This window comes from Streptomyces sp. NPDC050315 (assembly GCF_040655775.1).
In the GTDB taxonomy this organism is placed as follows: domain Bacteria; phylum Actinomycetota; class Actinomycetes; order Streptomycetales; family Streptomycetaceae; genus Streptomyces.
On sequence record NZ_JBFAKN010000006.1, the window covers coordinates 421,401 to 442,232 of the forward strand.

At 69.0% G+C, this 20,832-nt stretch carries 17 protein-coding genes; 9 read left to right on the top strand and 8 right to left on the bottom strand.

All coding sequences use genetic code 11. The features are described 5' to 3' along the window. The first annotated feature begins 64 nt into the window (after nucleotides 1-64). Complete coding sequence (locus AB0I82_RS24205; protein ID WP_363259438.1) at nucleotides 65-622, top strand: TetR/AcrR family transcriptional regulator; 558 nt, start codon at nucleotides 65-67, stop codon at nucleotides 620-622. Nucleotides 623-685: 63 nt separating this feature from the next. On the opposite strand, the gene dnaB is transcribed toward AB0I82_RS24205, so the two are convergent. After that, the gene (gene dnaB, locus AB0I82_RS24210) at nucleotides 686-2,140 is read right to left on the bottom strand and encodes a replicative DNA helicase (protein WP_363259655.1); all 1,455 of its coding nucleotides are present in this window, start codon (nucleotides 2,138-2,140) and stop codon (nucleotides 686-688) included. Nucleotides 2,141-2,625: 485 nt separating this feature from the next. Here dnaB and AB0I82_RS24215 point away from each other — a divergent pair, with 485 nt between their 5' ends. Then, nucleotides 2,626-3,963 carry an MATE family efflux transporter gene (locus tag AB0I82_RS24215; protein ID WP_363259439.1) on the top strand — a complete coding sequence of 446 codons (1,338 nt, stop codon included), beginning with the start codon at nucleotides 2,626-2,628 and terminating at the stop codon, nucleotides 3,961-3,963. 149 nt (nucleotides 3,964-4,112) lie between these two features. Here the strand turns inward: AB0I82_RS24215 and rplI are convergent, their stop codons facing one another. From rplI to rpsF, 4 genes are all read right to left on the bottom strand, one after another. Then, nucleotides 4,113-4,559, bottom strand: coding sequence for a 50S ribosomal protein L9 (gene rplI / locus AB0I82_RS24220; protein ID WP_363259440.1), 447 nt, complete (start codon nucleotides 4,557-4,559; stop codon nucleotides 4,113-4,115). 18 nt (nucleotides 4,560-4,577) lie between these two features. Further along, nucleotides 4,578-4,814, bottom strand: coding sequence for a 30S ribosomal protein S18 (gene rpsR / locus AB0I82_RS24225; protein WP_003978893.1), 237 nt, complete (start codon nucleotides 4,812-4,814; stop codon nucleotides 4,578-4,580). Nucleotides 4,815-4,934: 120 nt separating this feature from the next. Then, entirely contained in the window at nucleotides 4,935-5,522 is a 588-nt protein-coding gene (locus tag AB0I82_RS24230) for a single-stranded DNA-binding protein (RefSeq protein ID WP_030259504.1), read from the bottom strand. Between the two features lie 78 nt (nucleotides 5,523-5,600). Continuing rightward, the gene (gene rpsF, locus AB0I82_RS24235) at nucleotides 5,601-5,891 is read right to left on the bottom strand and encodes a 30S ribosomal protein S6 (RefSeq protein WP_003978891.1); all 291 of its coding nucleotides are present in this window, start codon (nucleotides 5,889-5,891) and stop codon (nucleotides 5,601-5,603) included. Nucleotides 5,892-6,121: 230 nt separating this feature from the next. Here rpsF and AB0I82_RS24240 point away from each other — a divergent pair, with 230 nt between their 5' ends. From AB0I82_RS24240 to AB0I82_RS24250, 3 genes are all read left to right on the top strand, one after another. Further along, nucleotides 6,122-6,454, top strand: a complete 333-nt coding sequence (locus tag AB0I82_RS24240) for a hypothetical protein (protein WP_363259441.1) — start codon at nucleotides 6,122-6,124, stop codon at nucleotides 6,452-6,454. Between the two features lie 126 nt (nucleotides 6,455-6,580). After that, on the top strand, nucleotides 6,581-7,699 hold the full coding sequence (locus tag AB0I82_RS24245; RefSeq protein ID WP_363259442.1) for a peptidoglycan bridge formation glycyltransferase FemA/FemB family protein: 1,119 nt from the start codon (nucleotides 6,581-6,583) through the stop codon (nucleotides 7,697-7,699). A gap of 69 nt (nucleotides 7,700-7,768) precedes the next feature. Continuing rightward, nucleotides 7,769-8,800: an alanine racemase gene (locus tag AB0I82_RS24250; RefSeq protein WP_363259443.1), complete on the top strand. Its 1,032-nt coding sequence runs from the start codon at nucleotides 7,769-7,771 to the stop codon at nucleotides 8,798-8,800. Between the two features lie 104 nt (nucleotides 8,801-8,904). On the opposite strand, the gene AB0I82_RS24255 is transcribed toward AB0I82_RS24250, so the two are convergent. Together AB0I82_RS24255 and AB0I82_RS24260 are read right to left on the bottom strand one after the other, a co-directional pair. Beyond that, complete coding sequence (locus AB0I82_RS24255) at nucleotides 8,905-10,362, bottom strand: glycosyltransferase 87 family protein (RefSeq protein WP_363259444.1); 1,458 nt, start codon at nucleotides 10,360-10,362, stop codon at nucleotides 8,905-8,907. A gap of 135 nt (nucleotides 10,363-10,497) precedes the next feature. Continuing rightward, on the bottom strand, nucleotides 10,498-13,134 hold the full coding sequence (locus AB0I82_RS24260) for a transglycosylase domain-containing protein (protein WP_363259445.1): 2,637 nt from the start codon (nucleotides 13,132-13,134) through the stop codon (nucleotides 10,498-10,500). Nucleotides 13,135-13,496: 362 nt separating this feature from the next. On the opposite strand from AB0I82_RS24260, the gene AB0I82_RS24265 reads away from it, so the two are divergent. The 3 genes from AB0I82_RS24265 to AB0I82_RS24275 all read left to right on the top strand — a co-directional run bounded on the left by AB0I82_RS24265 (nucleotide 13,497) and on the right by AB0I82_RS24275 (nucleotide 16,731). Next, nucleotides 13,497-14,180 (top strand): PadR family transcriptional regulator, encoded by a 684-nt coding sequence (locus AB0I82_RS24265; protein WP_363259446.1) that lies wholly within the window; start codon nucleotides 13,497-13,499, stop codon nucleotides 14,178-14,180. A gap of 49 nt (nucleotides 14,181-14,229) precedes the next feature. Beyond that, nucleotides 14,230-15,312: an inositol-3-phosphate synthase gene (locus tag AB0I82_RS24270; RefSeq protein WP_363259447.1), complete on the top strand. Its 1,083-nt coding sequence runs from the start codon at nucleotides 14,230-14,232 to the stop codon at nucleotides 15,310-15,312. A gap of 96 nt (nucleotides 15,313-15,408) precedes the next feature. Next, complete coding sequence (locus AB0I82_RS24275; RefSeq protein WP_363259449.1) at nucleotides 15,409-16,731, top strand: MFS transporter; 1,323 nt, start codon at nucleotides 15,409-15,411, stop codon at nucleotides 16,729-16,731. Between the two features lie 50 nt (nucleotides 16,732-16,781). On the opposite strand, the gene AB0I82_RS24280 is transcribed toward AB0I82_RS24275, so the two are convergent. After that, the gene (locus tag AB0I82_RS24280) at nucleotides 16,782-18,260 is read right to left on the bottom strand and encodes a CCA tRNA nucleotidyltransferase (RefSeq protein ID WP_363259450.1); all 1,479 of its coding nucleotides are present in this window, start codon (nucleotides 18,258-18,260) and stop codon (nucleotides 16,782-16,784) included. Nucleotides 18,261-18,445: 185 nt separating this feature from the next. On the opposite strand from AB0I82_RS24280, the gene AB0I82_RS24285 reads away from it, so the two are divergent. Next, a complete protein-coding gene (locus AB0I82_RS24285) occupies nucleotides 18,446-20,806 on the top strand; it encodes a DUF6049 family protein (protein ID WP_363259451.1) in 2,361 nt (786 codons plus the stop codon). Nucleotides 20,807-20,832: the final 26 nt, after the last annotated feature.

The window sequence follows — 20,832 nt, forward strand, 5'->3', positions numbered from 1 at the left end:
GACCGGGACAGTAACCGACAGATGTCGTTTAGAAAAGCGACAACTGTCGGTTACTGTGAGCGGTATGAACCTGGATGACCCTCGTGCTCAGCGCAGTCGGGCCCGGCTGCGGACGGCGATCCTGGAGCTGGTCGCGGACAAGGACCCCGCCGCGATCTCCATGTCGGAGGTCGCCAAGCAGGCCGGAGTGAACCGGGCCACCGTGTACCAGCACTTCCCCGACGTGAACGCGCTGGTCACGGACGCCATGGACGAAGCCGTCGCGCATGTGGCACAAGCGGCGGCGCTGTGTCCTCAGGACGCCCCCGGGGATGAAGTTCCCGAGCCGCTGCGCGAGTTGTTCCAGCACTTCACCGGCAATGCGGCGCTGTACCGGCGCATGCTCGGCGCCCACGGCAGCGCGCTGTTCGCCACGCGGCTGCGGGAACGGCTGACTGCCGAGCTCGCCACGGCTTTCCGGGACGGACGGCGGCCCGGCGGAGCCGACGACGTACCGCCCGAGCTGCATGCCGCGTACCTGGCCGGCGCGTTGATCGGTGTGATCGCCACCTGGATCACGGCCGACACGCCCGCTCCGGCCGACGACACGGCACGGGCGTTCTGGAAACTGTTCCGCGCCTGACCGGAAACGCATCTCCTGGCTGGGAACCCGTCGTCGCACCCCGCCGCCCGGCCGAGGCGGCCGTCAGGTCTGGGCCATGTCCACGAAGCGGGAGTAGTGGCCCTGGAAGGCGACGGTGATGGTGGCGGTGGGGCCGTTTCGGTGCTTGCCGACGATGATGTCCGCCTCGCCCGCGCGCGGGGACTCCTTCTCGTAGGCGTCCTCGCGGTGCAAGAGGATGACCATGTCGGCGTCCTGCTCGATCGATCCCGACTCACGGAGGTCGGAGACCTGCGGCTTCTTGTCCGTACGCTGCTCAGGGCCACGGTTCAGCTGGGAGAGCGCGATGACCGGGAGCTCCAGCTCCTTGGCGAGCAGCTTGAGGTTACGGGACATGTCCGAGACCTCCTGCTGACGGCTCTCGACGCGCTTGGAGCCGCCGGACTGCATCAGCTGAAGATAGTCGATGACCACCAGCTTCAGGTCCTGCCGCTGCTTGAGGCGGCGGCACTTGGCCCGGATCTCCATCATCGAGAGGTTCGGCGAGTCGTCGATGAAGAGGGGCGCGGCCGACACGTCGGGCATCCGGCGGGCGAGCCGGGTCCAGTCCTCGTCCGTCATCGCGCCGGAGCGCATGTGGTGCAGTGCCACCCGCGCCTCGGCGGACAGCAGACGCATCGCGATCTCGTTGCGGCCCATTTCGAGCGAGAAGATGACACTCGGCATGTTGTGTTTGATCGAACATGCTCGGGCGAAGTCCAGCGCGAGCGTGGACTTACCCATCGCCGGTCGGGCCGCGACGACGATCATCTGGCCGGGGTGCAGGCCGTTCGTCAGCGAGTCGAGGTCGGAGAAGCCGGTGGGGACGCCGGTCATCTGGCCCTGACGTGAGCCGATCGCCTCGATCTCGTCGAGCGCGCCCTCCATGATGTCGCCGAGCGGGAGGTAGTCCTCACTGGTGCGCTGCTCGGTGACGGCGTAGATCTCCGCCTGCGCGCTGTTGACGATCTCGTCGACGTCGCCGTCGGCGGCGTATCCCATCTGCGTGATCTTGGTGCCGGCCTCGACGAGCCGTCTCAGCACCGCCCGCTCGTGGACGATCTCCGCGTAGTACTCGGCGTTCGCGGCCGTCGGCACGGACTGCACGAGGGTGTGCAGATACGACGCGCCGCCCACCCGGCCGATCTCGCCGCGCTTGGTCAGCTCGGCGGCGACGGTGATCGGGTCGGCCGGCTCGCCCTTGGCGTACAGGTCGAGGATGGCCTGATAGACCAGCTCGTGCGCCGGGCGGTAGAAGTCGTGGCCCTTGAGGACCTCCACCACATCGGCGATGGCGTCCTTGGAGAGCAGCATGCCGCCGAGCACGGACTGCTCGGCGTCCAGGTCCTGCGGCGGGACCCGCTCGAAGCCGCCGGACCACGCGCCGTCGCCGTCCTCGCGGTCGAACCGGTCCTCGCGGCCGCGTCCCTTGCCGTCGTTCCGGCGGGAGCGGGCGGGCAGCCGGTCGCCGGGGCCGGAGTCGGCCCAGGGGTCATCCATGGGCTGCATGGGCTCAGGCACGCTCACCACGCCACCTCCTCCCGTCCGCGACGCGGACCTTGCTGTGCCCTTCTTTCTTACGGCACGGCTCTGACAATCGAGACACCCGACTCCGCTTACGGCGCGACGAGTTCGGATGAATCCAGGGACCGACACGGGGAGGGGGCGCCGCACAACGGTAGGCCGCCGGGCACCGTCCGCCAATCTGGTTATCCACAGGCCATGTGGATGATCGCCCCCAACCTGTGGAGAACTCCCCGCTTCCTGTGCACGGCGCGGGGGAAATCGGTGTGGACAAACACACAATCACCCTCGCCTGACACCTCTGACCTGCGGCTTCTTCATCCATAGCCTGTGGGGGAGAAAAACTTCGGCAACCTGTTCAAGATCGCGTCATGCGCTGGGGAGAACTGCACCCCAAGCCCCGAGGAGTAAGGGGCAGAAGCTAGTTGTGTCTCTTACCTGTGGAAGATTAGATTGGGCGCATGACACAGGCCCCCGCGAAGCCCCGGCGCACCGGCCGCAGGCACGACCGCGAGATCATCGCACTCGCTCTCCCCGCGTTCGGCGCGCTCGTCGCGGAACCTCTCTTCGTCATGGTCGACAGCGCCGTCGTCGGCCACCTCGGCACCCCGCAGCTGGCCGGGCTCGGCGTAGCCGCCGCCCTCCTCACGACCGCCGTCTCGGTCTTCGTCTTCCTCGCTTACGCGACCACCGCGGCCGTCGCCCGCCGGGTCGGCGCCGGCGATCTCTCCGCCGCCATCCGCCAGGGCATGGACGGCATCTGGCTCGCCCTCCTCCTGGGCGCCGCCGTGATCGCCGTCGTACTGCCCACCGCCCCCTGGCTGGTCGACGTCTTCGGGGCGTCCAGCACCGCCGCTCCGTACGCCACCACCTACCTGCGCATCAGCTCCCTCGGCATCCCCGCGATGCTCGTCGTGCTCGCCGCCACCGGCGTGCTCCGTGGCCTGCAGGACACCAGAACCCCGCTGTACGTCGCGATCGGCGGCTTCACTCTCAACGCCGCGCTCAACGCCGGCCTGGTCTACGGCGCCGGCCTGGGCATCGCCGGCTCCGCCTGGGGCACCGTCATCGCCCAGTGCGGCATGGCGGCCGTCTATCTCAGCGTCGTCGTTCGCGGCGCCAAGCGGCACGGCGCCTCGCTGCGTCCCGACGCCGCCGGCATCCGCGCCTCCGCACAGGCGGGCGTTCCCCTGCTGGTACGTACCCTCTCGCTGCGTGCCGTCCTGATGATCGCGACGGCGGTGGCCGCGCGGCTCGGCGACGCCGATGTGGCCGCCCACCAGATCATCCTGACCCTGTGGTCGCTGCTGGCCTTCGCGCTGGACGCGATCGCCATCGCCGGCCAGGCCATCATCGGGCGCTATCTGGGCGCGGGCGATGTGGACGGAGCGAAGGCCGCCTGCCGACGCATGGTCGAGTGGGGGATCGCCTCCGGAGTGGTGCTCGGCATCCTGGTCGCACTGGCCCGGCCACTGTTCATCCCGCTGTTCACCACCGACCCCGCCGTGAAGGACGTTCTGCTGCCGGCCCTGCTGGTGGTCGCGGTGAGCCAGCCCGTCTCCGGCATCGTCTTCGTCCTCGACGGCGTACTGATGGGCGCGGGGGACGGGCCGTACCTGGCCGGAGCGATGCTGGTCACGCTGGCGGTCTTCGCACCCGTGGCGCTGGCGGTACCAGTGCTGGGCGGCGGGCTGACCGCGCTGTGGTGGTCGATGGCGCTGATGATGGCCGTACGCATGGTGACCCTGTGGGTCCGTACCCGCTCCGGCCGCTGGATCGTGACCGGCGCGGCCCGCTGAGGTCCGCCGGGCTGCGCGGCCGGCTCCGAACGACTGAAGGGGCCGCATCCTCGAAAGGATGCGGCCCCTTCAGCGTGACTCGGTCACCGGACCACGGTCAGCGGCTGCCGCCCGCGGCCCCGTGATCAGGCCGTGCGATCGGGCTGCACTCAGGCAGCGACGACCTCGACGCCGACGTTGGCGACAACCTCGGCGTGCAGACGCACGGAGACCTGGTGCGCGCCCAGGGTCTTGATCGGCGAACCGACCTCAACGCGGCGCTTGTCCACGTCCGGGCCACCGGCGGCCTTGATCGCCGAGGCGATGTCGGCCTGGGTGACGGAGCCGAACAGGCGGCCGGCGTCGCCGGCGCGGACGGCCAGCTGCACCTTGACGCCCTCGAGCTGACCCTTGACCTCGTTGGCCTGCTCGACCGACGCGATCTCGCGGATCTTGCGACCGCGGCGGATCTGCTCGACGTCCTTCTCGCCGCCCTTGGTCCAGCGGATCGCGAAACCGCGCGGGACCAGGTAGTTACGGGCGTAACCGTCACGGACGTCAACGACGTCACCGGCGGTGCCGAGGCCGGAGACCTCGTGGGTGAGGATGATCTTCATGTTTCGGTCACCCTTCCCTTATCGCGCGGTGGACGTGTAGGGCAGCAGCGCCATCTCACGGCTGTTCTTCACGGCCGTGGCGACGTCACGCTGGTGCTGGGTGCAGTTGCCGGTGACTCGGCGGGCACGGATCTTGCCGCGGTCGGAAATGAACTTCCGCAGCAGGTTCGTGTCCTTGTAGTCGACGTAGGAGATCTTCTCCTTGCAGAACACGCAAACCTTCTTCTTCGGCTTGCGAGCAGGCGGCTTCGCCATTGTCTCTCTCCAGTGAGTTCAAGAAGTTTGTGCTGGCGCCCTCAGGCCGCCGGACCACGTTTCACGTGAAACCGTGTTTCACGTGAAACAGCCCCGCGTGTACGTGCCAGACGTACGTGCCTAGAAGGGCGGCTCGTCCGAGTAGCCGCCGCCGGAGCCACCGCCCCAGCCGCCACCGCCGCCACCCTGCTGGCCACCGCCTGCAGGAGCACCGGTCGCCCAGGGGTCGTCGGCGGGAGCCCCGCCGCCCTGCTGGCCGCCGCCGGGGCCGCCGCCCCAGCCGCCGCCACCCTGGCCGCCGCCCTGCGGGCCGCCGCCGAAGCCGCCGCCCTGAGCACCCCGGCCGCTGGTCTTGGTGACCTTGGCCGTGGCATTGCGCAGGCTCGCGCCGACCTCGTCGACGTCGAGCTCGTAGACCGTGCGCTTCACGCCCTCGCGGTCCTCGTACGACCGCTGCTTGAGGCGGCCCTGCACGATCACGCGGGTACCCCGCGTAAGGGACTCGGCGACGTTCTCCGCCGCCTGACGCCACACCGAGCAGGTCAGGAACAGGCTCTCGCCGTCCTTCCACTCATTGGTCTGACGGTCGAAGGTGCGGGGAGTGGACGCGACGCGGAACTTCGCGACCGCCGCACCGGACGGGGTGAAGCGCAGCTCGGGGTCATCGACAAGATTGCCGACGACCGTGATGACGGTCTCGCCTGCCATTAGGGGAACCTCTCGGCGGGTGTGCTGCTGGCTGCTGTGTTGCTACTCGAACCCGATGTCCGCTGAACGCTTACGCGGTCAGTGGGTCTCGGGACGGAGGACCTTGGTCCGGAGGACCGACTCGTTCAGGTTCATCTGACGGTCGAGCTCCTTGACGACGGCCGGCTCGGCCTGGAGGTCGATGACCGAGTAGATGCCCTCGGGCTTCTTGTTGATCTCGTACGAGAGACGACGACGGCCCCAGGTGTCGACCTTCTCGACCTTGCCGTTGCCCTCACGGACGACGGAAAGGAAGTTCTCGATCAGGGGGGAGACAGCGCGCTCCTCCAGATCGGGGTCGAGGATGACCATCACCTCGTAGTGACGCATGTGGAACCCACCTCCTTTGGACTCAGCGGCCACGGTCGTTCCGTGGCAGGAGGGTCGTGATGCGTTCCGCGCCCGGTCCGTACAGCGAATGCGGACAGACATGGGCGCAGACCGTACAGAGTACCCGCCTGAAGGCTTCCGGTTGAAATCAGGCCACCGATCCCCCCAATCTGGAACACAACGGGTGTGAGCGGCGTTACAGTGCGCCGCCCTGTCTACGGAGGTGCCGCATGGCACATGCAGTACAGCCCCAGAAGCCCCAGCAGCAGCACGGCCTGCTCTCCCTGCTGAACAGCGACGGCAAGGCGCACCCCCTCGAGAACACCCTCGCCGCGGTGACGCTGGTGCTGGGCCTCGTCGCCGTCATCTCCGCCTACTTCACCCACCTGCACCTGCTCAGCTCCTGGGCCGGGCTGTTCGGCATCGGCACAGGTGCCTGGGGACAATTCATCTCCGTCACAACTGGGGAACGCTTCGTGCTGATCATCGGCCTCGGCGCGGCAGCACTCGGCTTCTTCCTCGGCATGGCGCACGGCGGCCTCTTCGGAGGCGTGCTGGGCTAGCCGCACGGATGACGTACGGACGTCTGCGTACGTAGGCCCAGACGGGGCGCTCCCTTGGCGCAGTAGGCTTCGGCGCGAGAGCCGGAGCCCCGACCACGGGGACAAACCTGCCGAGGAGCGCCCCGCATGAGCCTGACCCTGAGGACCATCAGTCGAGAGCAGCATCTGGCATATATCCAGAGTCTGCCCGCGGCCAGTCACATGCAGGTCCCGGCCTGGGCCGATGTGAAGTCCGAGTGGCGCTCCGAGAACCTGGGCTGGTTCGACTCCACCGGTCAGCTCGTCGGCGCCGGCCTGGTCCTGTATCGCCAGCTGCCCAAGATCAAGCGGTACCTCGCGTACCTCCCCGAGGGCCCCGTCATCAACTGGTACGCGCCCAACCTGGAGGACTGGCTGCAGCCGATGCTCGCGCATCTCAAGCAGCAGGGCGCCTTCTCCGTGAAGATGGGCCCGCCGGTCGTCATCCGCCGCTGGGACGCCGCCGCGATCAAGTCCGGCATCCAGAGCCCGGACGTCAAGCGGCTGCGGGACGTGGAGGCCACCCACATCGAGCCGCGCGCCTTCGAGGTCGCCGACCGGCTGCGCCGCATGGGCTGGCAGCAGGGCGAGGACGGCGGTGCGGGCTTCGGTGACGTACAGCCCCGCTACGTCTTCCAGGTGCCGCTGGAGAACCGCTCGCTGGAGGACGTCCACAAGGGCTTCAACCAGCTGTGGCGCCGCAACATCAAGAAGGCCGAGAAGGCCGGCGTCGAGGTCGTCCAGGGCGGCTTCGAGGACCTCGCCGAGTGGCAGCGGCTGTACGAGATCACCGCGGTGCGTGACCACTTCCGCCCGCGGCCGCAGAGCTACTTCGAGCGCATGTGGAAGGCCCTCAACAGCGAGGACCCGAACCGTATGCGGCTGTACTTCGCCCGCCACAACGGCGTGAACCTCTCCGCGGCGACGATGCTGGTCGTCGGCGGCCACGTCTGGTACTCCTATGGCGCGTCCGACAACATCGGCCGCGAGGTCCGCCCGTCCAACGCGATGCAGTGGCGGATGCTGCGGGACGCCTACGCGCTCGGCGCGACCGTTTACGACCTGCGCGGCATCAGCGACTCGCTGGACGAGAACGACCATCTCTTCGGGCTGATCCAGTTCAAGGTCGGTACCGGTGGGCAGGCGGCGGAGTACCTGGGCGAGTGGGACTTCCCGCTGAACAAGCTCCTGCACAAGGCGCTGGACATCTACATGTCGCGGCGCTGACCGCTCGCCCGGCGACATCCCCCACAGATCCGACGCACCACAGCAAAGAGAAAGGTTCACGGGCCGGCCATGGCGCTCACCCTCTACGTCGACACCGCGCGCTGGCGGGCGCACCAGCAGCAGGTGCTGCAGCAGTTCCCGGGGCTGGTCCCGGTCTGCAAAGGCAACGGCTACGGCTTCGGCCACGAGCGTCTCGCCGACGAGGCGACCCGCCTGGGGTCCGACCTCCTGGCCGTCGGCACCACCTACGAAGCGGCCCGCATCAAGGACTTCTTCAGCGGTGACCTGCTCGTCCTGACGCCGTTCCGGCACGGCGAGGAGCCGGTGCCGCTGCCGGACCGGGCGATCCGCTCGGTCTCCTCGGTCCAGGGGCTCGGCGGACTGGCCGGGGCGCGGGTCGTGGTCGAGGTCATGAGCAGCATGAAGCGGCACGGCGTCACGCCGGAGGAGCTGCCGATGCTGGCCTCCGCGATCGAGAACGTACGGCTGGAGGGCTTCGCCATGCACCTCCCGCTGGACCGCACCGACGGCACGGACGCGGTGGACGAGGTCATCGGCTGGATGGACCGGCTCCGCAACGCGCGGCTGCCGCTGCACACCATGTTCGTCAGCCACCTCAAGGCCGATGAGCTGCACCGGCTGCAGGCCCAGTTCCCGCAGACCCGCTTCCGCGCCCGGATCGGCACGCGGCTGTGGCTCGGCGACCACGACGCCACCGAGTACCGCGGCGCGGTCCTGGACGTCACCCGCGTCGCCAAGGGCGACCGCTTCGGCTACCGCCAGCAGAAGGCGGCCTCCGACGGCTATCTCGTCGTGGTGGCCGGCGGCACCTCGCACGGCGTCGGCCTGGAGGCCCCCAAGGCGCTGCACGGCATGATGCCCCGCGCCAAGGGCGTCGCCCGGGCGGGCCTGGCGACGGTGAACCGTAACCTCTCGCCGTACGTGTGGTCCGGCAAGCAGCGCTGGTTCGCGGAGCCTCCGCACATGCAGGTCTCCATCCTGTTCGTGCCCAGCGACGCACCGGAGCCCAAGGTCGGCGAGGAGCTGGTGGCCCACCTGCGGCACACCACCACGCAGTTCGACCGTCTCGTGGACCGCTGACCTGCGGTTTTCCGGGCTATGACAACGGGCCCGGACGCCCGGCTACGCGCCGTGCGTCCGGGCCCGCCGCGTTCTCCGGACAACCTGCCAGAACGCGCCGGCGATCAGTCCCCGGCCGGCCCCCACTCGACCCGTGCCACGCCCTCGAACGGGGCGGCGTGCCGCGGCGAGTGGTGCTGCCCCAGGACGAACACATCGGGGGCCTGGTCCAGGACGCCGCCCGAGGGGTCGTCGGCACCTTCCCGGCGCACCGTGTCCCGGTCCGGCAGCAGGATGTCCCTGACCACCAGCGCGCACAGGTACAGCGTGCCCAACAGGTGCAGGACGATGGCGAGTTGGTAACCCTCGGGCGGCAGGCCCTGGTGCTTGTCCCCGCTGCCGCTGTACGCGAGGTACAGCCAGATGCCGAGGAAGTACATGACCTCGCAGCCCTGCCAGACCAGGAAGTCCCGCCAGCGCGGCCGGGCCAGTGCGGCCAGCGGGATCAGCCAGAGCACGTACTGCGGTGAGTAGACCTTGTTGGTCAGGACGAAGAGCGCGACGACCAGGAACGCCAGCTGGGCCAGGCGCGGGCGGCGCGGCGAGTAGAGCGTGAGCAGCGCGATGGCCCCGCACCCGACGATCATCAGCAGCGTCGCGTAGGTGTTGGCGTACTCCAGCGGGTTACCGGTGCGCTGGGAGATCAACAGCCAGACGGAACCGAAGTCGATCGGCCGCTCCTGGCTGAAGGTGTAGAACTTCTGCCAGCCGTCCCAGGCCGGCAGCATCACGGGCAGGTTCACCGCCAGCCAGGAGAAGACCGCGCCGCCCGCCACCGCGCCGAACGCCCGCCACTTCCCGGCCCGCCAGCACAGGACGAACAGCGGCCCCAGCAGCAGGACGGGGTAGAGCTTGGCCGCTGTCGCCAGCCCGATGAAAACCCCGGCGGCGAGCGGGCGGCTGCGCGACCAGAGCAGCATCGCCACCGCGGTCAGCGCGACGGCGAGCAGGTCCCAGTTGATGGTGGCCGTCAGCGCGAAGGCGGGCGCCAGGGCGACGAGCAGGGCATCCCAGGGCCGCTTGCGGTGCGTCCGGGCCACACAGACCGCGATGACGGCGGCGCAGACCATGAGCATCCCGGCGTTGACCAGCCAGTAGATCTGCTCGCGGTGCTGCATCGTGCCGCCGTGCGGGGTCAGCCACGAGGCGACCTCCATGAACACCCCGGTCAGCACCGGGTATTCGAGGTACTGCATGTCACCGGGCAGCCGGTCGAAGTACGGGACGAGGTTCTCGGCGAACCCACGTCCGGCGTAGAGGTGCGGGATGTCCGAGTAACAGGCGTGGGTGTACTGACTGGTCGCGCCGAAGAACCAGGCGCCGTTGTAGCAGGGCAGCTTCTGCACCATCCCCAGCGCGAACATCCCCAGGGCGACCAGAGCGATGACGCGTACCGGCGTCCACCAGCTCGCACCGAGCAGAACGCGGCGGCCGAGCGGGCCGCCGATCAGCTCGCTGCCGGCCGCCGCCACCTCGTCCCGTTGCGTCGGCCGTACGGGCTCGTCCTGTCGCACGCTCGTCATGGGGTCATCCTGCCGCACGTCTCTGTGCCGGAGACGGCGAAGCCCCCGCCCGGGCATGCCGGGCGGGGGCTCGTTGTGTCGCATCCGCTGTTTCACGTGAAACCAGTCGAGCGTTTCACGTGAAACAGCGCGCGGTCAGTTCTCGAAGCCGTCCGGGCCTCCGAAGAAACCACCACCGTCGTCGCCGCCGCCGGGCGGCTCGGTCGCCGGTGGCGAGGTCTCCTCGCCGGGATCGCCCGGGCCACCGGTCGGGCCGCCGTCCTGGCCTCCCTCGTCCTTGCAGCCCAGGTCCCAGGGCGAGCAGGTGTCGCTCGCCGACGGGCTGGGGGAGGACTCGCTCGGGCTCTCCGAAGGCGTCTCCGAGGGCTCGTCCGTCGGCTTCTCCTCGGTCTCCGTCGGAGTCGGCTTCGGGCTCGCGCTCTCGCCGTAGACGACCTTGCCGATCGGCTGCGGCTGCGGGAAGGGCAGCATCTCCTGACCCGCCATTGCCTGGGTCATGTAGTCACGCCAGATCTGCGAGGGGAACGAAGCTCCGTGGATCTTCTCCTCACCGCCGACGCCGTACATCTTCAGGAACTTCTGGACCTTGGCCTGGTCGTTGACGCGCCACATGCCGATCGTGGTGGCCAGCTGCTTGGTATAGCCCGCGAACCACGCCGACTTGTTGTCGTCGGTGGTACCGGTCTTGCCGGCCGCCTCGCGGCCGTCCGGCAGCTTCGCCGCCGTACCGGTGCCCTTCTCGACCACGTTCTTGAGCACGTCCGTGACGTTGTTGGCCACGTTCGGGTCGAAGGCCGTCTTGGTCTTCGTCTCGTGCTTGTAGTACTCCGTGCCGTCCTTGGTCACCGATTCGACGGAGTACGGGTCGGTCTGCTCGCCGCTCGCGGCGAAGGTGGCGTACGCACCGGCCAGCCGGATCGCACTGGGCGCCGAGGTACCCAGGGAGAAGGTCGGCGTGGTCCGCGCCATGCTGTTGTCGTCCCGCAGGCCGGCGGCGATGGCCTCCTGCTTCACCACATCGGTGCCGACGTCCATGCCCAGCTGGATGAAGGGCGTGTTCACCGAGTACTGCATGGCGGTGCGCAGGCTGACGCGGCCCTTGTCCTCATTGCCGTCGTTGGCCTGGTGCCATTCCTTGCCGTCCCGGTCGTGCCAGACGGTCCCGTCGTAGTTGAGCAGCCGCACCTTGTTGTTGCCGTTGTACATGCTGCTCGGCGACACGGGAGTGCGGACGGCCGGATTGTTCGGGTCCCGTACGCCCTTGTCCATCGCCGCGGCCAGGACGAACGGCTTGAAGGTCGAGCCGACCTGGACACCGGTGTAGTCGGCGTTGTTGGTGTAGTGCTCCGTCGCATCCTTGCCGCCGTAGATGGCGACGATCTTCCCGGACTTCGGCTCGACCGAGGCCCCGCCGAACTGCACGTACTTGTCGACCGCGCGCTGCTCGGGCTTCAGCGCCTTCTTGGAGACGTTTTCGACCGCCTTGGTCAGTTCACCCATCTTCTTCCGGTCGAAGGTGGTGTGAATCGAGTATCCGCCCTTTTTCAGCTCGGCTTCCGAGATGTTGGTGTTGGCGGTGATGTAGTTGTTGGCGAGGTCGACGAGGTAGCCCTTCTGGCCCCGCAGGTCCATGGCCTTCTTCGGCGGCCGGGGCGTGGGGAAGTCCTGGATCTTGGCCCGTGCCGCCTTGGACAGCCGGCCCACCTCGACCTCACGGTCCAGCGTCCACGACCAGCGTGCCTTGGCCCGCTTCAGGTTCGCGTTCTTGCTCTCCGTCGTAACGAACGGGTCGTAGAGGTTGGGGCCGTTGAGCAGCGAGGAGAGGAAGGCTCCCTCGCTCCTGGTGAGGTCTTCGCTGTCCTTGTTGTAGTAAGCACGCGACGCGGCCTGGATGCCGTAGGCGCCACGTCCGTAGTACGCCGTGTTCAGGTACCCGGCCAGGATCTTGGGCTTGGGCTCCGAGGCGCCCACCTTTATCGAGATGAACAGCTCGGTGATCTTGCGCTTGAGCGTCTGCTCCTGGTTCAGGTACGTGTTCTTCACGTACTGCTGGGTGATCGTCGAGCCACTCTGCGTCTCACCGCCCAAGGCCATCTTGACCACCGCGCGGGCGATACCCATCGGGTCGACGCCGGAGTCCGTCTCGAACGAGGCGTTCTCCGCGGAGATCACCGCGTCCTGCATCGACTTCGGGATCTGGCTGATCGGCACGATCTGGCGGTTGAGCTCACCACCACCGGCGACGACCATCTGCTTGCCGTCGCCCCAGTAGTAGACGTTCTTCTGCACCCCCGCGAGCTTCTGCGCGTCGGGAACGTCGACGTAGGCCAGCGCGATGCCGGACAGGCCGAGCACCAATCCAATGAAGCCCAGGCAGCTGCCCAGCACGAGGCGCCAGGACGGCACCCAGCGGCGCGCTCCGTCCTTGCCCCAGCGCGGGTAGTCGATGAACCGCTTCTTGGGCGGGTGACCATTGCCACCCGCACCGCCGCCGGAGCGCCGGCCGCCGCGGCCGGCGCCTCCGGCAGCCGCCGCCTCGGGCGCCCTCCGGCGCCCGCCGCGTTGCGCAGCCCGGCGCGCAGCCGCCCGCCCCTGGTAGGGAGGCTCCTGCTCGGGCGCGCCGGACGGGGAAGCGGCAGCAGGAGCGGACGCCCTGCTGGAACCGCGCGACGGCGCGGCTCGGCGGCCACTCGATTGTTGCTGTGCGGCGCGTCGGGCCGCGGCACGTCCGCCACCTTGCGGCTGCGGCGGTTTGCGACGGTGCTCGCTCATGGAACGGTTACTCCTCGGGCAGGCGCGCTATCTCATCGCCTGAAGGCGGCAGTTCACTTCAGGTCCCCCCGACAACACGGCCCGCATTGGTCGCACGGGCCGCACTACACCGGGGACGGAGACGCCACTTCTCGCCACTTGGTTCCCGGCAGTCTGCATGCCGCACAGACTACGCACGGCCAAAACCTGCCCAGGCTCGAAATTCACTCCAAATCAGTCACGTTGGCTACAGCGAATCGACGATGTGATGCCGTTCACCGTCCCCGCCCTTGTTCCACTCAGCGGCCCGTTCTATCGTCTGGATGTATCGAGTCGATACATCAGCTCGGCATAAAGAGCGCACACAGCTGGGGAGGCGGAGGATGAGCAGACGGTCCGGCATCCTCGAATTCGCCGTGCTCGGCCTGTTGCGCGAGTCCCCCATGCACGGGTACGAGCTGCGGAAGCGGCTCAATACTTCGCTGGGCGTTTTCCGAGCGTTCAGCTACGGCACGCTCTACCCCTGCCTGAAATCCTTGGTCGCGCACGGCTGGCTGACCGAGGAGACCGGGGGAGACACGGCCCAGGGCGCCGCCCCGGCCGCGTCACTCGCGGGGCGCCGAGCCAAGATCGTCTACCGGCTGACGGCGGCGGGGAAGGCGCACTTCGAAGAGCTGCTCTCCCACTCCGGGCCCGACGCCTGGGAGGACGAGCACTTCGGTGTCCGGTTCGCCTTCTTCGGGCAGACCTCGCGCGACGTACGCATGCGTGTACTGGAGGGCCGGCGCAGCCGCCTGGAGGAGCGCCTCGAAAAGATGCGCGCCTCCCTGGCCCGCAGCCGCGAGCGGCTCGACGACTACACCCTCGAGCTGCAGCGGCACGGCATGGAGTCCGTGGAACGCGAAGTGCGCTGGCTGAACGAGCTGATCGAAAGCGAGCGGGCCGGGCGCGATCAGCGTGCCCCGGATGCCGCAGCACCGGACCGCAATGAGTCAGGAGAGACGGGCGGCCTGCCCCGACACCGGGGTGGATCCCGGCCGGATCCGTCCGATGACACCGCAACATGAGGCTCCGCAGCCGCGGAGCCGCGTCGAGAACAAACAGGGAGCAACCGGAATGGGTTCGGTTCGCGTAGCCGTCGTCGGCGTGGGCAACTGCGCCGCATCGTTGGTACAGGGCGTCGAGTACTACAAGGACGCCGACCCGGACAGCCGCGTGCCCGGTCTGATGCACGTGCAGTTCGGTGACTACCACGTGCGGGACATCGAGTTCGTGGCTGCCTTCGACGTCGACGCCAAGAAGGTCGGCCTCGACCTCGCCGACGCCATCGGCGCCAGCGAGAACAACACCATCAAGATCTGTGACGTGCCGCGCTCCGGCGTGACCGTTCAGCGCGGCCACACCCTCGACGGCCTCGGCAAGTACTACCGCCAGACCATCGAGGAGTCCGCCGAGGCTCCCGTCGACGTCGTCCAGGTCCTCAAGGACCAGCAGGTCGACGTCCTGGTGTGCTACCTCCCCGTCGGCTCCGAGGACGCCGCGAAGTACTACGCCCAGTGCGCCATCGACGCCAAGGTCGCCTTCGTCAACGCCCTCCCGGTCTTCATCGCCGGCACCAAGGAGTGGGCGGACAAGTTCACCGAGGCGGGCGTCCCGATCGTCGGTGACGACATCAAGTCCCAGGTGGGCGCCACCATCACGCACCGCGTGATGGCCAAGCTCTTCGAGGACCGGGGCGTCATCCTGGACCGCACGATGCAGCTGAACGTCGGCGGCAACATGGACTTCAAGAACATGCTCGAGCGCGAGCGCCTGGAGTCCAAGAAGATCTCCAAGACGCAGGCCGTCACCTCCCAGATCACCGACCGCGACATGGGCGAGGACAACGTCCACATCGGTCCCTCGGACTTCGTCGCCTGGCTGGACGACCGCAAGTGGGCCTACGTCCGCCTGGAGGGCCGTGCCTTCGGTGACGTCCCGCTGAACCTGGAGTACAAGCTCGAGGTCTGGGACTCCCCGAACTCCGCGGGCGTCATCATCGACGCACTGCGCGCCGCGAAGATCGCCAAGGACCGCGGCATCGGCGGCCCGATCCTCTCCGCCTCCTCGTACTTCATGAAGTCCCCGCCGGTCCAGTACTTCGACAACGAGGCCCGGGACAACGTCGAGAAGTTCATCAAGGGCGAGGTCGAGCGCTGAGCTAGCGCGACCGCGGACGCCGCCGCGACCGCACCGTCCTGACGCGGGCCCCTGGGATCTCCCCAGGGGCCCGCGGCCTGTGTGAGGCTGTGGCCCATGTCAGCCGTGCGTGCCCTCCGCGTACTCCTCCGCCGCCGCGATTTCCGCCGGCTGCTGGCCGTCCGGCTCCTCTCCCAGGCCGCCGACGGCGTGTACCAGGTCGCCCTCGCCTCCTACGTCGTCTTCTCCCCCGAGCGGCAGGCGTCTCCCGCGGCGATCGCCTCCGCCATGGCGGTGCTGCTGCTCCCGTACTCCGTGCTCGGGCCGTTCGCCGGTGTACTCCTGGACCGCTGGCGCCGCCGCCAGGTCCTGCTCCACGGCAATCTGCTCCGTACGGTCCTGGCCGCCGCGACCGCGGTACTGCTGCTGACCGACGCGCCGGACTGGCTCTTTTACACCTCCGCCCTCTGCGTCACCGCGGTCAACCGCTTCGTCCTGGCCGGTCTGTCGGCCGCGCTGCCCCACGTCGTCGACAACGCCGAGGCGCTGGTAGTGGCCAATTCCTTGTCCCCCACGGCCGGCACGCTCGCCGCCACAGCAGGTGGCGGCCTCGCCTTCGCCGTGCGGCTCGCCGGCGTGGAATCCGACGTGCTCGCCGTCCTGCTCGGTGCTGTCCTCTACCTCTGCGCCGCCCTCGTCGCGCTGCGCATCCCCGCGGCGCTCCTCGGCCCGGACCCTGGCCGCGTCGCACCACGTGTCTCCGTCGCCCTGCTGAGCACCGCTCGCGGGCTCGCCTCGGGGCTGACCCACCTCGGCCGGCGCCGGTCCGCCGCTCGGGCGCTGGCCGCGATGGCGCTGATGCGCTTCTGCTACGGCGCGCTGACGATCACCGTGCTGATGCTGTGCCGTGCCTACTGGCCGCAGAGCGGGCCCGACGGGATGACCACGCTGGGGTTCGCGCTCGCCGCGTCCGGCGCCGGATTCTTCGCTGCCGCGCTGCTGTCCCCCTGGGCGGTCACCCGGCTGACCGCCATAGGCTGGATCGCGGTGTGTGCCGGCGCCGCCGCGGTACTGGTCCCCGCGCTCGCTCTGTCCTTCGCGCTGGCGCCCGTGCTCGTCGGCGCCTTCATCCTCGGCCTCACGACCCAGAGCGCGAAGATCGCCACGGACACGGAAGTCCAGTCCGCCGTCGACGACGCATTCCGCGGCCGGGTCTTCTCCCTCTACGACGTGCTTTTCCACGTCTCCTTCGTCGGGGCGGCCGGGGTGGCGGCCCTCGTACTGCCGCCCGATGGCCGCTCTCCCGTACTGATCATCGGGGTGGCGTTGATCCATCTGGCCGTCGCGCTCGCCATGGCACGGACTCGTGTTTCACGTGAAACATCGCCCCGGCCGAAAGACGACCGGGGCGATGCGGGGGGTGTTTCACGTGAAACATGAGCGCGAGGTTTCACGTGAAACATGAGCGGCCGACACGTCGGCCGCCGGGATCAGCTCTGCTGCTCGGCCCACCATTCCTTGAGCGCCGCGACTGCCGCGTCCCGGTCCATCGGGCCGTTTTCCAGCCGCAGCTCCAGCAGGTACTTGTACGCCTTGCCGACTCCCGGCCCGGGCGCGATGTCCAGTACCTGCATGATCTCGTTGCCGTCCAGGTCCGGCCGGATCGCGTCCAGCTCCTCCTGCTCCTGCAGCCGCGCGATGCGCTCCTCGAGCCCGTCGTACGCTCGCGAGAGCGCGTTGGCCTTGCGCTTGTTCCGCGTGGTGCAGTCCGAGCGGGTCAGCTTGTGCAGCCGCGTCAGCAGCGGACCGGCGTCCCGTACGTACCGTCGGACCGCCGAGTCGGTCCACTCACCCGTGCCGTAGCCGTGGAACCGCAGGTGCAGCTCCACCAGCCGCGCGACGTCCTTGACCATCTCGTTGGAGTACTTCAGCGCGGTCATCCGCTTCTTGGTCATCTTCGCGCCGACCACCTCGTGGTGGTGGAAGGAGACCCGGCCGTCCTTCTCGAATCGCCGGGTCTTCGGCTTTCCGATGTCGTGCAGCAGCGCCGCCAGCCGCAGCACCAGGTCCGGACCGTCCTCCTCCAGGTCGATGGCCTGCTCCAGGACGATCAGCGAGTGCTCGTAGACATCCTTGTGACGGTGATGCTCGTCACGTTCCAGCCGCAGCGCCGGCAGCTCCGGCAGCACCCGGTCGGCGATGCCGCTCTCGACCAGGAGCGCGAGGCCCTTGCGGGGGTACGCGCCCAGGATCAGCTTGTTCAGTTCGTCACGCACCCGCTCGGCGGAGACGATGTCGATCCGGTCCGCCATCTCCTTCATCGCGGCCACGACCTCGGGCGCCACCGTGAAGTCCAGTTGGGCGGCGAAGCGCGCCGCCCGCATCATGCGCAGCGGGTCGTCGGAGAAGGACTCCTGCGGGGTGCCCGGCGTGCGCAGCACCTGCGCCGCGAGGTCCTCCAGGCCGTTGTGCGGGTCGATGAACTCCTTCTCCGGGAGCGCCACGGCCATCGCGTTCACGGTGAAGTCCCGGCGCACCAGATCGTCCTCGATCGAGTCGCCGTAGGACACCTCGGGCTTGCGGGAGGTCCGGTCGTACGCCTCCGAGCGGTACGTCGTGACCTCGATGTCGAAGGAGTCCTTCTTGCAGCCGACGGTGCCGAAGGCGATGCCGACCTCCCACACCGCGTCCGCCCACGGCCGGACGATCTTCAGAACGTCCTCGGGCCTGGCGTCGGTGGTGAAGTCCAGGTCATTGCCGAGCCGGCCCAGCAAGGCATCCCGCACTGAACCGCCGACCAGGGCAAGAGTGAACCCGGCCTCCTGAAAACGGCGGGCCAGATCGTCCGCGACGGGCGACACGCGCAGCAGCTCGCTGACGGCGCGGCGCTGGACCTGGTTCAGCGCCTGCGTCGACTCTGCGCTGCGCTCGGTCTGCGGGGCGTGGGTGTCATTGTTGGCGTTCGGCACAACAGGACAGGGTACGTGCCCGCGCCGCGCGAGGCGGACACGTATAAAGGGGACGAGTTCGCGGAGACCGGCTGCCCGCCCGAGCAGGTGGAGCAGTCCGCAGCACTTCGCCACTGCAGTCATCGTTACCATGCGTGGACGCATATTGCGACGACCACTGACGACGACGAGGGACGGGCGAGCGCGTGGCCGAGGCGGCAGGGTTCCAGGTGACCGAACGGCCGCGTGGTCGATGGCTGCGACGGGCCGCTGCGCTGGTCGCCGGTGCGCCGCTGCTGGCCGGACTGCTGCAGGTCCCCGCGGCGCAGGAGGCGCACGCCGCCCCCGCCGGCTCCCGGACGGTCGACGTCGACATCGACTCGCTCACCCCGCCGGCTCCCGGCAAGGACGACGACGCGGTCACCGTCTCCGGCAGCATCACCAACGAGGGCCGCGCGACGATCACCGGCGGACACATCGGACTGCGCCGCGGGCCCGTACTGAACAACCGCAGCTCCATCGACGCCGTGGCCCGGCGCACCGGCTACTCCGCGGGCCTGGACGGTCAGGAGGTCGGCGGTCGGACCGAGAAGGTCAAGGCGCTGAAGCCGGGTGTCTCGCAGCCCTTCACCCTGCGCGTCCCGGTCAAGAAGCTGCGCCTGAGCAAGGACGGCGTCTACCAGCTCGGCGTCTCCTTCTCCGGCCGGTCCAAGAGCGCCCCGTACGAGCAGGTGCTCGGCATCGAGCGCACCTTCCTGCCCTGGCAGGAGGCCGACGCGCCGAAGAAGACCGACCTCACGTACCTGTGGCCGCTGATCTCCAAGACCCACCTCACCGCGGAGACCGAGGGCGACGAACAGCAGACCCCGATCTTCCGTGACGACAAGCTGGCGGCCGAGATCGCGCCGGGCGGCCGGCTGCAGCAGCTCGTCGCCCTCGGCAAGGACCTTCCGGTCACGTTCGTCGTGGACCCCGACCTGCTGGCCTCCGTCGACGCCATGACCGGCCGGTACAAGGTCGAGGGGCCGCACGGCACGACCAGGCCGGGCCGGAACCAGGACGTGGCCAAGCAGTGGCTGAGCGATCTGGAGCAGGCGGTCCAGGCCCATGAGGTGATCGCGCTGCCGTTCGGCGACCCCGACATCGCCTCGCTGGCGCACCAGGGCAAGGCCGTACCGAGCGCGCTGGGCCACCTCGGCCCGGCCACCGAGCTCGCGTCGAAGACCGTGGACACCGTCCTCCCGGGTGTGAAGGCGCGCAACGACTTCGCCTGGCCCGTCGACGGCGCCGTGGACTCCTCCGTCGTGGACGTGGCGACCTCGGCGGGGGCCCACAACGTCATCGCCCGCAGCGACAGCATGCGGGAGAACGGCCTGTCCTACACGCCCACCTCCGCCCGGCCCATCGGCGGCGGCAACACCGCGGTCGTCGCGGACGCCGGACTGTCCACCGCCTTCACCGGCGACCTGTCCAAGGCCGGCTCCGCGACCCTGGCGGTACAGAACTTCCTGTCCCAGACCCTGATGATCAATCTTCAGGACCCGTCACGACAGCGCAGCGTCGTGGTGGCGCCCCAGCGGATGCCCACCGCGAGCCAGGCCCAGGCGATGGCGAAGGCCGTACGGGCGCTGAACGACAGCGGCTGGGCCGAGGCGCAGGACCTCAGCGACGCGGCCAAGGCCAGGCCCGACCGCAATGCCACCCGCCAGGTGCCGGGCCCCGCCTCGTATCCGTCCTCGCTGCGCAAGCACGAGCTGCCGGCGGCCGCCTTCCGGCAGGCGCAGGAGACCCGTACCGCACTGGACGACTTCGAGGTCATCCTGGCCGAGCCGTGGCGGGTCGAGACCCCCTTCGGCAACGCGATCATGCGGATGATGTCCACGTCGTGGCGCGGCGACGCCAAGGGCGCCAAGGCGTTCCGCAAGTCCGTCCGCAGCTACCTGGACGGCCTGACGACCAAGGTGCATCTGATCCAGAAGTCGGACGCCACGCTCTCCGGGCGCAGCGCCACGATTCCCGTCACGGTGCAGAACAACCTCGTCCGGGGCGTCGAGGGCATGACGCTGCGGCTCACGTCCTCCCAGCCCAACCGGCTGGACGTCGGCGAACCGCAGACGATCGACGTCGAGGGCGGGCACAGCCAGTCCTTCAAGTTCGACACCACCGCGCACGCGAACGGCCCGGTGCAGGTCACCGCGCAGCTCTACACCGCCGACGGCAAGCGGTACGGGCGGGCGATGACCTTCGAGGTGAACGTCACCGAGATCACCGCTACGGTCATGCTCGTCATCGCGGGCGGCATGCTGCTGCTCGTCCTCGCCGGCGTACGGATCTACCTGCAGCGCAAGCGCGCGGCGGCCCGCGAGGACGACGGCGGCGCCGACGGCGGGGACGGTACGGACGGCGGCGCCGGCTCGGACGACGGGGACGGCACCCCGGGCCGCGACGGCACGGACGAGGACGGCCGGCCCTCGGACGGCGAATCCGAGCAGCCGGGTGACCCGGCTGCGGACACCGGTTCGGAAAGCACGGACGCGTCCGGCTCGGGTGAGAAAGTGGACCGTTGATACATGGCGGGGCCGGATGGCCGGCG

Coding starts and splice junctions, on each gene's coding strand:
- AB0I82_RS24205 (WP_363259438.1), top strand. CDS start 65: ATGAACCTGGATGACCCTCGTGCTCAGCGCAGTCGGGCCCGGCTGCGG.
- dnaB (WP_363259655.1), bottom strand. CDS start 2,140: ATGGATGACCCCTGGGCCGACTCCGGCCCCGGCGACCGGCTGCCCGCC.
- AB0I82_RS24215 (WP_363259439.1), top strand. CDS start 2,626: ATGACACAGGCCCCCGCGAAGCCCCGGCGCACCGGCCGCAGGCACGAC.
- rplI (WP_363259440.1), bottom strand. CDS start 4,559: ATGAAGATCATCCTCACCCACGAGGTCTCCGGCCTCGGCACCGCCGGT.
- rpsR (WP_003978893.1), bottom strand. CDS start 4,814: ATGGCGAAGCCGCCTGCTCGCAAGCCGAAGAAGAAGGTTTGCGTGTTC.
- AB0I82_RS24230 (WP_030259504.1), bottom strand. CDS start 5,522: ATGGCAGGCGAGACCGTCATCACGGTCGTCGGCAATCTTGTCGATGAC.
- rpsF (WP_003978891.1), bottom strand. CDS start 5,891: ATGCGTCACTACGAGGTGATGGTCATCCTCGACCCCGATCTGGAGGAG.
- AB0I82_RS24240 (WP_363259441.1), top strand. CDS start 6,122: ATGGCACATGCAGTACAGCCCCAGAAGCCCCAGCAGCAGCACGGCCTG.
- AB0I82_RS24245 (WP_363259442.1), top strand. CDS start 6,581: ATGAGCCTGACCCTGAGGACCATCAGTCGAGAGCAGCATCTGGCATAT.
- AB0I82_RS24250 (WP_363259443.1), top strand. CDS start 7,769: ATGGCGCTCACCCTCTACGTCGACACCGCGCGCTGGCGGGCGCACCAG.
- AB0I82_RS24255 (WP_363259444.1), bottom strand. CDS start 10,362: ATGACGAGCGTGCGACAGGACGAGCCCGTACGGCCGACGCAACGGGAC.
- AB0I82_RS24260 (WP_363259445.1), bottom strand. CDS start 13,134: ATGAGCGAGCACCGTCGCAAACCGCCGCAGCCGCAAGGTGGCGGACGT.
- AB0I82_RS24265 (WP_363259446.1), top strand. CDS start 13,497: ATGAGCAGACGGTCCGGCATCCTCGAATTCGCCGTGCTCGGCCTGTTG.
- AB0I82_RS24270 (WP_363259447.1), top strand. CDS start 14,230: ATGGGTTCGGTTCGCGTAGCCGTCGTCGGCGTGGGCAACTGCGCCGCA.
- AB0I82_RS24275 (WP_363259449.1), top strand. CDS start 15,409: ATGTCAGCCGTGCGTGCCCTCCGCGTACTCCTCCGCCGCCGCGATTTC.